Below are 12977 nucleotides of genomic sequence, written 5' to 3'. Positions count from 1 at the left end.
CAACAATGAAAAAATATATAAAAAATAAAATTCTAATCCTTGTGCCTTTAGTAGCTTCCGCTCTTTTGGTTTCTTGTTCAGAGGATTTTTTGGAGCCGGATCCGCTTTCATTTTACGAGCCTGAGACTACATTTAGTACAGAATCTGGATTGCAGGCAGTTTTAGCTAGTGCCGATAAACAACTTCGAAATAATTACATTCACTATAATAATGCTGGTAACAGTGTGCCAATTGGTACTGAATATGTTTTCTCTGATATGTCAAAATATGGAAAAACAGATAATAGCAGTACTATTGCAGATTTCGCCAACACTATGGTGCCTACAATGAGTTATAAAACTGCAACAAATGATGATTTTTACTTCGGATTTTATTGGACAGAAGCTTACACAGGTATTAAACATGCTAATACTGTATTGACGTATATTGATAAAGTGACAAGTTTAACAGAAGAAGTAAAACGTAAATATATTGGTCAGGCTTACTTTCACAGAGCGTATCGTTATCTAAATCTAGTATATCAATTTGGTGATATTCCATTGATTACAAAAATTTTGGAAGTTCCAAAACAAAGTTATTATTCGACTAAAAAAGAAGCTATTATTGAAATGATTACAGCAGATATGGAAAAAGCTGTAGAATGGGTGCCAGAGCAATCTAAACTCCCATATTTAGGAGTAGTAAATAAAGGAGCGTGTCGTCAATTACTGATTAAGTGTTACTTAGCTTCTGGAAGATTTAAAGATGCTGAAAATCAGGCAGATTTATTAATTAATCAATCAGGTTATTCTTTAATGCAAGGTTCTTTTGGAACTTTTGATGCAGGAGGAAACCCAACAACATGGCCTATTACCAGAAATGTAATCTGGGATTTACACAGACCAGATAATAAGGTTATTGCTGCCAACAGAGAAGCTATCCTTGTGATGCCAAATAGCGGAGTACAATCCTTTTTGCCATTTGCTTCAATGAGAATTTTTGGTCCAAACTGGAATTCAGCTACAGTTACAACACCTGATGGTAAACAAGCGGCAAATCGTTTTGCTTCAAACAATGCCAATTATCAAGCGAATTATGATTACGCAAGAGCATTAGGACGTGGTATTGCTACTATTAGTGCTTCGTATTATTCACAACATCCTATGTGGGTTGTAAACGGTGTAGAAGACAAACAAGATCTTAGACATAACAGTACTGTAGGGAACTGGGTGAATATGGAAAACCTTAAATATAGTGATAAGACTTCTGCCTACTATGGACAAAATTTTAGGTTGAAAAATGGTACGACTTTATTGTCAAAAGATACATTACGTGAATGGTTTGATTTTCCACTTTATAAAATCTATCTGCATGATGTTGTAAATGAAACGAATCCAAATGCAAATGACTTTCAGGGAGCAAGTACAGGAAGTAAAGCACATTGGTACTTATATCGTTTGGCCGAGACTTATTTGTTAAGAGCAGAAGCACGTTTTTATCAAGGGAATACTGGTGGTGCAGCGCAAGACGTAAATATTATCAGAGCTAGAGCAGGTGCATCACAAATGTATGGACAAGTTACGATTGGTGATATTTGTGCAGAAAGAGGAAGAGAACTTTATCTGGAAGAATGGAGAAATGTGGAGTTAAAACGTATTTCACATTGTCTTGCACTCAGCGGACAAGCAGATGAATGGGGCCAAACCTACAGCAAAACCAATTGGGATAAACAGTCAGGGACCGATCCGGCCGGAGGTAGTTATTGGTATCAGCGTATTTCACATTATACCCTTTACAATAAATATCCAAGTGGAATCGTAGTGCCAAACGGAACCAAGTTTTATACCATGGACAAGCGTAATAATTACTGGCCAATTCCAAACAGTGCCATAACGGCCAATATTAAAGGGAAATTAAGTCAGAACTACGGTTATGATGGTTATGATCCAAATGTTAAGGTTTGGGACAAATGGCAGGATGCTGTCGCAGATGAAGATCAACTTTAATTATTTTTAATAAAAATGAACTCAAAACTGCCGTATCGAATTGTTCATGTTTACTGCAGTTGAAATTTTATAAAGATTTCTAATTTTTATAAATACTGACTATTAAAGTATCATCTCTATTGTTTTTTTGGAGGTGATACTGGTAGTCATTATAACTCGAATGAAAATATATTTTGGCTTTGATTTACAAAAAAGCTTAGGTTTAACAACAACCTAAAATTCCAATACAATTTTGCCTGTTAATAAATGCGAAAGAAACTTTCGTACTCTTTTTTGTGTTTAACACAAAGAGTTTGAAATTTTCTTACGCCAATAATTTTGCCGGTTAACAATGAAAGCATTCAACAAAAATTTTAAAATAATTTTTAAAACAAATACTTCATATGAAAAATCTTTACGCATTTTTATTATTATGGTTATCGGTTTTTGTATTCAAGATACATGCTCAAGTTCCTAATTTACCTGTAAAGGCAAATTTAGCCACAACATTAAATGGTTCTAAGACATTTACAAATGCTGTGAGTTCAGATGTTATTTCATTTCCATTATCCAATCAGACAGAGTTTACCTTAGAGGTAAAAGCCAAAGTCAATTCGGCTGTAGGCAGAGGACTAGATGTTGAGGTTAAAAATGCAATTGGCGTTGGATTTAGAACTTCCTTAGACAAAACTACTTTTAATAGCACCACCATCTTATCAACTCCAGAAAAATTAAGTACTTCTGTAGATAACGCACAGGAACAAACTTATCGTTATGCTGTAAAAGACGGTGTTGCCAATATTTATCAGGATGGTCATTATTTAACTTCTAAAACTCTTGATTTTTTAAATGATACCTCAGGAGCTGCCATAGCATACGGCGCTGATAATTTACTTGGGAGATGGGCTGGAACTACTGGAAGTAACTCAGGAAAACCTAACGATTATGGATGGGCAAGTACCTCTACTAGTCTTCCGTGGAATACTGCGAATTCAACTTCAGGAGTCAGATATTTGGATGTAACTTCCGGACATTCATTTGAGTCAGATAATACAGTTTACAACGGAAGAATAATGTACATTAGATGGGATAATGCCGCTTATTCTGCAGCAACATATAGTTATCCAGTCAAACTGGAGCAAGGTTTAAGGTATGAATTTTCATGGATTTACGAATTCATTTCTAATGCCTCGCCAGGGGTAAAACTTAACGTAGCAATATCTTCAGGAGCTGACGGATCGGGTGTTATCGCTTCTAAAACATTCACAACAGGAAATGCTAACAAATTGCGAAAAGGAGATTTATCTTTTGTTTCAAATTTGGATGGAAATTACTACCTGACCATCACAGGCGATTACGCACTTTTTGCTATTGCCGACTTAAAACTTAAATCTTCCAATTTAATCAATACTTGGGACGGTTATTTTAATGATAATGCAGGATCTCCAGCTACTTATGGATGGACTAATGTTGCCTCTCCATCTATTTTTAATACCGCAAACAGTACAAGCGGAACACGATTTATGGATGTAACTTCAGGTCACACTTTTGAATCAGATAATTCAGTTTATAGCGGAAGATTAATGTACATTAGATGGGACACTACTGTTCTAGAGAATTCAGTTTATTCTTTTCCAGTTCAATTAGAAGCTTCAAAAGGATATCAGTTTTCATGGTTGTATGAATATATTTCCAATCTTAGTCCAGGATCGCAAATGACTGTATCTGTTTCTACTGCTGCAAATGGCGGAGGAACAGTTTTAGAAACTAAAAATTTTACGTCAGGAGCTGTCAATAAACTAAGAAAGGGAGATTTGTTATTTCAATCACAAACAGCAGGAACGTATTATATCAATATAAGCGGAGCCAAAGCACTTTTTGGAATAGCAGATTTAAAAGTTCAGGAACAACAGACAGCAAATATCGTAATTGGTAAAAACTATGCAGCTGGAGCTGTAGATATGGCGATTACTTCAGTTACATTCGAAAACGTAGCTTATTCACCAGAAAAAGTCATTAGTCCGTCACTTCAAACTGTAAACATTTCAAGCAATACAAGTACAGGAGCTTTTTCAAAATCAAAAGTAGTTTTAAGCGGAACAGCTTCCTTATACCTTAAAAACGGATACAATCCTTTAATCAATTCGACGGTAAACCTAACTTCAACAGATAACAGTTTGTATTTTGAAAACATCAAACCTAGCGAAGTAATCAGTACTCAGTTGCAGTATGTTTCGGTAAACGGCGTTTTAGCAAGCAATGGTACAACTGTAAATGTTACCAATTATGGTTCAGGTTCAGTTGTTACGCCCTACGTTGCAGATTATAAGCCATTGCAGGTTTTTACAGAAGAAAATTTTGGAGGAAGTTCTCAGCAATATGTTACAGTAACTCCATTTGATAATTTAGGATCATTTGATAATGCCATCAAATCATTCAAATTGAAAAAAGGGTATATGGCAACTTTTGCAACAAGTGCAGACGGATCAGGATACAGCAGAGTTTATATTGCAGAAAATGAAGATCTTGAAATATCAGCTTTACCAGTTAATTTGAATGGAACAATTTCGTTTGTCCGAACAATGAAATGGCATCAGGTCAATAAAAAAGGACTTGCTGGCGGAAGTACAGAAGCTATTAATTCAACCAATATTACTTGGTATTATAATTGGAATACTGGAATGGATACTACACCAAACGTAGAATATGTTCCGATTCGTCAAACCCAATGGTGGCCGGCATTTGCACCAGCTTATACCAAAGAAGGATATACCCATTTATTAGGATTTAATGAACCAGATCGTCCAGATCAGGCCAACATGTCTGTTGAAGCTGCAATAGATTCATGGCCAGCGCTTTTAAAATCAGGATTAAGAGTAGGTTCTCCTGCAACTTCAGATCCTTACAATGCGTGGATGGGGAATTTTATGACACAGGCAGAAGCTAAAAATTATAGAGTTGATTATGTAGCATTGCATTGTTATTGGTATAAAAGTGCCGCACAATGGAAAAGTGATTTACAGTACATCTACGACAAATACAAAAGACCAATCTGGATTACAGAATGGAATATTGGAGCAAACTGGACAGCGAATAATTTCCCAGATGATGTGACTACGCTGACAGATGCCAATGCAACAAAACACAAGAATGATTTGGCCGCTATTTTAGCCGTTTTAGAAGGTGCCGATTATGTAGAACGCTATTCGATATACAATTGGGTACAAGATGCCAGAGCAATGTATGTTACCATTAATGATGCTTTTAAAACAAGAAATCCAAACTGGCAAAATTATGTTTGGCTGCAAACCGCTCCAGTAATTTCAACAACAGCAACAGATTATACGGTTTTAACTCCTGCTGGACAATATTATGCCAATAATGCATCGGCAAAAGCTTATAGTTCAAGCAGAGAATATATTCCGTTATGGAAAACAAAAGTAGAAACCTTGAGTTATACGCTTTCTTCAGATTACAAAAATATTACTCTTAAATGGACAGGAACCAATCAGGAGTTAGTAAATAAATATGTTTTGGAAAGAAAGTTAGCTGGTGAGAGCGCATTTTCAGTTTTTTATGAATCAACCAATTACAATGTTATAGAGAAAATTGATTTGGTTCATTCACATGCCGAATATAGAATTAAAGTTATCGGTAAAGACAATGTAGAGTCGGCATATTCGGCGATATTGGTTTACGATCAGCCAGTTATTCCTTCCATTCCAACAAATTTGACTGGAGAAGCTGTTTCATCATCAGCAATCAATTTAAAATGGTTGTCCGTAACAGGTGCTGAATCTTATAAAATAAAAAGATCGACAACAATTAATGGTACTTACGAAATCATAAATGCTTATGTAAAAGACACCATTTTCGCCGATACTAATTTAGAAGCAAATAAAGATTATTTCTATAAAGTAGCATCAGAAAACGCAGGAGGAGAAAGCGATTATTCTACTGCTTTACAAGTTAAAACGTTGTCATCTGGTAATTTATCAACAAAAAATGCAAATATAACAGATTTAAATAGGGATGGAAGTGTTTATACAATCAGTGCATTTCCAAATCCAACAAATGGTCAGTTTGATATTGTTTTGCCTCCGAATGAAAATAGTGCTAGAATCGGAATTTACACCTTAGATGGTAAAGTAATTTCAAATGGTGATTACGGAAATGTTGATGGTAAAATTCATTTGAATATCGAAAATCAGCCTTCGGGAATGTATTTGATAAAAATTCAATCACATCCCGATGCAACACTTCGAATCATTAAAAAATAACGAATTGCAGAAAAATAAGTAAAGTTTGGTTAAGTGTAGAAGTGATGAGGGATCTTTCGAGATCCCTTGTCATAATACAAAATCTTTAGCATTTTCAAAGATTGTTTAGGATTAAAAAATAGATATAAAATGAGATTTATGAGTAAGTTTTTGGTGTTAGGAATTGTCTTGATGCTACTTTTTGGTTTCGTCAGATACAAACAAAAGGAATTAGTTTCTGAAGATTTTAAGTTGGTCTGGGCAGATGAGTTTAATACAAATGGTCCTCCTGATGAAAAAAACTGGAACTATGAAACAGGTTTTGTAAGGAATGAAGAAAACCAATGGTATCAAAAAGAAAACGCTGTTTGTAAAGATGGTTTTTTGATTATTGAAGCCAAAAACGAAAACAAAATCAACCCGAATTTTGTATCAAAGAATCATAAAGATTTTGCCAAAAATAGAGATTCCATAAAAGTTACTTCTTCTTGTTTAATTACCCGCGGAAAACATTCCTGGCAATATGGAAGATTCGAAATGAGAGCTAAAATTCCCGTTGGAAAAGGAATGTGGCCAGCCTTTTGGAGTTTGGGAATAAAAGGCAATTGGCCTGCAAATGGCGAAATTGATATTATGGAATATTACACAGGAAAAATTCTGGCTAATGCAGCATGGAAATCGAAAGAGTCTAAAACAGCTTGGGATAGTGAAACATTTAAACTAAGTGATTTTAAAGACAAGGTATGGGCAAACCAATTTCATATTTGGAAAATGGATTGGGATGCACATTCTATTAAGTTATATGTAGACAATCAATTATTGAATGAAATTACGGTTGATAAAACAATAAACTCCGCCGATCAGGAAATTATTCCGTTTCAACAACCTCATTATTTATTGGTGAATCTCGCTGTTGGAGGAATAAATGGAGGAGCATTTACCAAGGCCGATCTTCCATCAAAATACATTATAGATTATATCAGGGTTTATCAAAAAAATAAGTAAAAAAATGAAATTAAAATTTTCAATCATTATCGGTTTTGTATGTTCTTTTGTTTTTTCGCAAAACAATTATTTTGTTCCGGGAAAACAGTGGAAAGATACAAATGGAGTTCATATTAATGCCCATGGCGGCGGTATTGTTTTCGTTGAAGGAACTTATTTTTGGTACGGAGAATATAAAACTTCTGGACGTTCAGGGAATACCTCATTAGAAGGAATCAGTTGTTATTCCTCAAAAGATTTATACAATTGGCATAACGAAGGAATTGTTTTAAAAGTAGAACAAGATCCTATGTCAGAAATCACAAAAGGATGTGTAATGGAACGTCCAAAAGTTATTTTTAATAAAAAAACGGGTAAGTATGTTATGTGGTTTCATTTGGAGCTAAAAGGACAGGGGTATGATGCTGCAAAAGCTGCCGTTGCAATAAGTGATTCTCCTAAAGGTCCTTTTAAATTTGCAAAATCATATCGTCCTAACAAAGGAGTTTGGCCTTTAGATTTTAAAGACGAACACAAGAAGTCTTTAAATAATGAAACTTCTCTAAAATGGTGGACTCCAGAATGGTTGACCGCAATAAAAAACGGAATGCTGGTTCGTAAAGATTTTGAAAAAGGGCAAATGTCACGAGATATGACGGTATATGTGGATGATAATGATAAGGCTTATTTGATTCATTCATCTGAAGAAAACTTAACGCTTCATATTTCAGAACTTACAGATGATTATTTAGATTTTACTGATAAATGGACGAGAATGGCTCCAGCAGGTCATAATGAAGCTCCGGCTATTTTTAAGCAAGACGGAATGTATTATATGATAACATCTGGTTGTACGGGCTGGGATCCGAATGAGGCGAGATCCTTTAAATCCAAATCAATTTTTGGACCTTGGGAATCTTTGGGAAATCCTTGCGTAGGTAAAGATTCAGAACTTACTTTTCATTCGCAAAGCACTTATATTCTTCCAGTACAAGGAAAAAAGGATCAGTTTATTTTTATGGCCGATCGATGGAATCCGAAAAATCCAATCGATGGCTCTTATGTTTGGCTTCCAATAAAATTAGAAAACGAGAAACCCATTATAAAATGGTTTGACAAATGGAATTTAAACACTTTTACAGAAAATCAATAAAAATAAAACAGTGGTAAGTACCAGTAAATTTATAAATTAGGAGTTACTAAATATGCCCATTGTTTTAAAAATTATACAAATGAAAACTCAGCAGAATTATTTTAAACAGAAATCACATTTTGTTTTTTCGATGTTTCTATGTCTCTTTTATTTTTCTTTTGCAATTGCTCAGAAAAGTAAAACAGTAAAAGAAGCGGTTCCTTTGGATTCAATAAGATTAAGCGATCCCGCTATTTTGGCAGATAAGAAAACCAATATGTATTATATGACAGGTACAGGTGGTAGACTTTGGAAAAGCAAAGATTTAAAATTATGGAGCGGTCCGTATGATATTGCGAAAACAGATCCAAATTCTTGGATGGGACCAAAACCTATGATTTGGGCTGCAGAATTACATCTTTATAAAAATAAATATTACTACTTCGCCACTTTCACCAACCAAAAAAAGATCATAGATACCGTTGATGGCATTAGCATAGAACGTCGTGCGAGTCATGTTTTGGTTAGTGATAAAGCTGAAGGACCTTACACACCAATGAAAGATGCAATCTATTTACCAGCCAACAAACCAACATTAGACGGCACATTTTGGATAGATAAAAACGGAAAACCTTATATGATCTATTGTTATGAATGGTTGCAAAACGGTAACGGGACAATGGAAGAAATCGAACTTAAACCAGATTTAAGTGGTTCAATAGGAGAGGGCAAATTGCTTTTTAAAGCCAGCGATTCGCCTTGGAGTAGGGAAAAAGATAAGAACGGAAATGATAAACCGAATAAAGTTACAGACGGTCCTTATTTGTTTACTACAGGTTCTGGCCGTTTGGGAATGATTTGGACCAGCTGGATTTATGATGTTTACACTCAAGGAGTAGCCTATTCTGAAAGTGGTACTTTAGACGGTCCTTGGATTCAGGAAAAAGAACCTATAACACCACCAAATTTTGGTCATGGAATGTTGTTTAAAACTTTTGAAGGGAAATGGCTAATGTCGGTTCATAGTCATAAAAAAGTTGGTGATAAAACCGTGAGAATACCAAAACTTTTTGAGGTTGATTTATCGGGAGATAAATTAGTGGTAGGAAAACCTTATTTGCCCTAAAACAGAAAACCAAGAAATGTATTGAATTGAAAAATTTGAAAAAAACTTTAAGAATGAATAATTTGAAAATGTGGCTTTTAACCACGATGTTTAGTCTGTCTTTATTTTCACAACAAAAAGAAAATACCAATACCGTTTTTAAAATTGTTAAACCGGATTATAAATTAAGTCCTTATACCGGAATGACAAAGCAACATTGGAAAGATGCTGGACTTTATTTATTGGAAGGTGCTTTTAGTTATATTCATAATTTGGATGATCCGATGAAGTTTCCAAAGCAACCAGGAAAAAGTTATCCGCAGGATGAAGGCAGAGTTCCGACAGAAAAATTGGAAGGTTTGAGCAGAACGTTATTTATTGCTTCTCCGCTTCTTAAAGAAAATCCGAATTTGGTCATCAATAATATCAAGGTTGCTGATTATTACAGATATCAGTTTAGCAAATTGGTCGATCCAAATAGTCCGTCTTATATTGTTCCAAGACCTAAAAATGGTGGACCAAGCCAGAATTTGGTTGAATACGGAGCAATTGCCATGTCTTTGCTTACCAATCCTGAAGTGCTTTGGAAACCATTACCGCAAGATCAAAAAGATGCATTAGCAAAATCGATGTTGAGTTATGGCGATGGACCAACAGTATCGTCTAATTGGAAGTTTTTCAACATCTTCGTTTTAAGTTTTTTCAAAGAACAAGGTTACGCGGTTAACGAAAAATTGCTGGAAGAATATCTTCAAAAATGTTTAAACGATTACAGAGGCGAAGGCTGGTATAATGACAGTCCGGCTTACGATTATTACAGTATGTGGGGATTTCAATTGTACGGTTCGCTTTGGGCTGAATACTTCGGAAACAAATATTACCCTGAATATGCTGCAAAATTCAGAAGTAATTTTAGAGATCTGAATTCTAATTATCCTTTAATGTTCAGCAAAAATGGCGAGATGATTATGTTTGGCAGAAGTATTAGCTATAGAATTGCATCAATTGCTGCTTTTCCTTTTATGGGATTAGAAAATGATCCGTCAGTCAATAATGGCTGGTTACGTAGAATTTCATCAGGAGTTTTAAAACAATTTTTAGAGAATCCTGATTTTATGAAAGACAATGTGCCAACACTTGGTTTTTATGGCGCATTTGAGCCAGCGGTTCAGGTTTACAGCTGTAGAGGAAGTGTGTATTGGATGGGAAAAGCTTTCATGGGACTTTTATTACCAGATGATAATCCGTTTTGGACAGCAAAAGAAAATGACGGAGATTGGGAAAATAAATTCAAAAAAGACAATGTCTATAATAATTTCTTAAATGGTTCAAAGATTTTAATTACAGATTATCCAGCTATTGGAGCTTCAGAAATCAGAGCTTGGTGTCACGAAAAAAAGAAAGATGATTGGCAGGGATTTAGATCAACAGAAAACTATAATCGTTTGTCTTACAATAGTGCTTTTCTTTGGCAAGCTGATGGTTCTAACGGAGAAGTAGCAATGAATTATGTTTTTAAAAATGCAAAACAAGAATGGGAACCATTGCGACTATTTACTTTTAAAAAGTTTGAAGATGGTGTTTATTATCGTAATGCCGTTTTAGAAACCAATGAAAAAATTCAGATGAATCTGGCCGATATTCCTTTACCAAACGGTATTTTGAGAATTGATAAAAATAATAGTGCTGAAGCTGTTTCTGTTAGATTGGGTCATTATGCTCTTCCTCAATTAAACAAAGAAATTAAAACGACAACACAGAAAGTTGATGGAAAAACAGTTACTATAATTGACAATGGAAAATATCAGGTAGCGATGATTCCGTTTTTAGGTTGGGATAAAACTGAGGTTGTTTCTTGCAAAGATTTACATCCTGAAAGTGAAATTAGTAAGGTAATTGATGTCGCAAATAACTTTAATCCAAATGATAAAAAATCTACTGTTTATGCGACTTTGATGTTATGGAAAAAGTCTGGAGAAAAATGGAAAAAAGAAGAACTTGTTCCAGTAAAAAATATTGAAGAGACTACTAATTCAGTAGTAGTTCAATTTAGTAATGGTGTAAAGAAAACAGTTGATTTTAATTGATTGTAATAGCTTTTTTTCAATATGATACAGTTAAGTAGGTTATAAAATGTAAAAAAGATACAAAGATGAAACTATTATTTTTTGCTCAAGCAATTTGCCTTTTCTTGTGTTTAAATAGTTACGGCCAAAATTTCCGTTCAGAGAAAGAATTGGATAAACTTTTGGCTTCACATTTTTCTGGTGAAACGCCTGGTGGCTCTGTATTGATATCAAAAAATGGAAAAATAGTTTATAAAAAAGCATTTGGAAGCGCAAACCTCGAATTAAATGTACCTGTTAAGCCAGATATGGTTTTTAAGTTGGGTTCTATAACAAAACAATTTACAGCTGTAGCGATTTTACAATTAGTAGAGCAAGGTAAAATCTCTTTGCAAGACAGCTTGCAAAAATTTGTTCCAGATTTCCCATCAAATTTCAAAAAGATAACTATTGAAAATCTATTGACTCATACTTCAGGAATAAAAGATTATATGCAGATTGACTTTAAAGAACCTTATTTAGAAAGAAGAGATTTTGAACCAAAAGAACTTATTGATCTTTTTAAAAATGTTCCATTAGAATTTGAACCTACCACTAAGTATAAATACAGCAATTCAGGTTATTATTTATTAGGTTATATTATCGAAAAAGTAACGGGTAAAAGTTATAAAGCTTACTTGCAAGAAAATATTCTGACACCCTTGGCTTTAAATCACACTTATTTTGACAACTCCAATAACATTATTCCCAACAGAGTAAGTGGTTATCGAAAGGATAATTCGAAATTTAAAAATGGTGATTATTGGAGCATGACTATTGCTTATGCTGCAGGGGAATTGATTTCAAATGTTGAAGATTTATGGAAATGGAATGAAGGATTGTATTCTTATAAAATTCTAAAAAAAGAAACCTTAGAAAAAGCCTTTGTACCCTTTAAACTAAAAGATGGAAGTCTGATAGAATATGGTTATGGCTGGATACTAAAAAATGTAAATGGAATAAAATCAATTGAACATGGTGGTGCAATTACAGGATTTTTAAGCAATGAAATCTATTATCCCGAAGAGAATGTGTTTATAGCAGCATTATTTAATTGTGAATGTGCTCCAAAGGACGAATTGTCGGTTGATATTGCCAGTCTAGCATTGGGAAAAACATTTCAGACGGAAGTAAAAGTAGATGCTGCCTTACTAAATGAATATGTTGGTATTTATACCTTATCAATAGATACTAATAGAACAATCACAATCACAAATGAAAATGGACATTTGTTTGCAAAGATTTCTGGACAGGGAACAATTCCATTAATTTTTCAATCGGATACAAAATTTCAGTTTAAGAATGTTTTAGGTGCAGAATGTGAATTCGTAAAAGAGAATGGAAAGGTTACAAAATTTAATATAAGTCAGAATGGGAATTTTGAATGGATTAAAACAAAATAATGCAGTTTGAACTGACATTTAGAAT

7 protein-coding genes are annotated in these 12977 nt (G+C 34.2%); all 7 read left to right on the top strand.

Going from position 1 to position 12977, the window contains the following annotated elements; translation table 11 throughout:
* Nucleotides 1-5 precede the first annotated feature (5 nt).
* Entirely contained in the window at nt 6-1985 is a 1980-nt protein-coding gene (locus tag NQQ59_RS02495; protein WP_144213303.1) for a RagB/SusD family nutrient uptake outer membrane protein, read from the top strand.
* Nucleotides 1986-2368: 383 nt separating this feature from the next.
* Nucleotides 2369-6244: a glycosyl hydrolase gene (locus NQQ59_RS02490; protein ID WP_144213302.1), complete on the top strand. Its 3876-nt coding sequence runs from the start codon at nt 2369-2371 to the stop codon at nt 6242-6244.
* A gap of 138 nt (nt 6245-6382) precedes the next feature.
* Nucleotides 6383-7228, top strand: coding sequence for a glycoside hydrolase family 16 protein (locus tag NQQ59_RS02485; protein WP_144213301.1), 846 nt, complete (start codon nt 6383-6385; stop codon nt 7226-7228).
* A gap of 4 nt (nt 7229-7232) precedes the next feature.
* A complete protein-coding gene (locus NQQ59_RS02480) occupies nt 7233-8360 on the top strand; it encodes a glycoside hydrolase family 43 protein (protein WP_144213300.1) in 1128 nt (375 codons plus the stop codon).
* A 79-nt stretch (nt 8361-8439) separates the two neighbouring features.
* A complete protein-coding gene (locus tag NQQ59_RS02475; protein WP_222104873.1) occupies nt 8440-9465 on the top strand; it encodes a glycoside hydrolase family 43 protein in 1026 nt (341 codons plus the stop codon).
* A 53-nt stretch (nt 9466-9518) separates the two neighbouring features.
* Nucleotides 9519-11531, top strand: coding sequence for a DUF2264 domain-containing protein (locus tag NQQ59_RS02470; RefSeq protein WP_144213298.1), 2013 nt, complete (start codon nt 9519-9521; stop codon nt 11529-11531).
* A gap of 65 nt (nt 11532-11596) precedes the next feature.
* Nucleotides 11597-12952, top strand: coding sequence for a serine hydrolase (locus tag NQQ59_RS02465; protein WP_144213296.1), 1356 nt, complete (start codon nt 11597-11599; stop codon nt 12950-12952).
* The last annotated feature ends 25 nt before the right edge of the window (nt 12953-12977 follow it).

It is taken from the genome of Flavobacterium panacis (assembly GCF_024649945.1).
In the GTDB taxonomy this organism is placed as follows: domain Bacteria; phylum Bacteroidota; class Bacteroidia; order Flavobacteriales; family Flavobacteriaceae; genus Flavobacterium; species Flavobacterium panacis.
This window is presented reverse-complemented; position numbering and strand designations above follow the sequence as displayed.

Excerpts from the sequence above, each read along its gene's own strand:
- NQQ59_RS02495 (WP_144213303.1), top strand. The coding sequence starts at position 6 with ATGAAAAAATATATAAAAAATAAAATTCTAATCCTTGTGCCTTTAGTA.
- NQQ59_RS02490 (WP_144213302.1), top strand. The coding sequence starts at position 2,369 with ATGAAAAATCTTTACGCATTTTTATTATTATGGTTATCGGTTTTTGTA.
- NQQ59_RS02485 (WP_144213301.1), top strand. The coding sequence starts at position 6,383 with ATGAGTAAGTTTTTGGTGTTAGGAATTGTCTTGATGCTACTTTTTGGT.
- NQQ59_RS02480 (WP_144213300.1), top strand. The coding sequence starts at position 7,233 with ATGAAATTAAAATTTTCAATCATTATCGGTTTTGTATGTTCTTTTGTT.
- NQQ59_RS02475 (WP_222104873.1), top strand. The coding sequence starts at position 8,440 with ATGAAAACTCAGCAGAATTATTTTAAACAGAAATCACATTTTGTTTTT.
- NQQ59_RS02470 (WP_144213298.1), top strand. The coding sequence starts at position 9,519 with ATGAATAATTTGAAAATGTGGCTTTTAACCACGATGTTTAGTCTGTCT.
- NQQ59_RS02465 (WP_144213296.1), top strand. The coding sequence starts at position 11,597 with ATGAAACTATTATTTTTTGCTCAAGCAATTTGCCTTTTCTTGTGTTTA.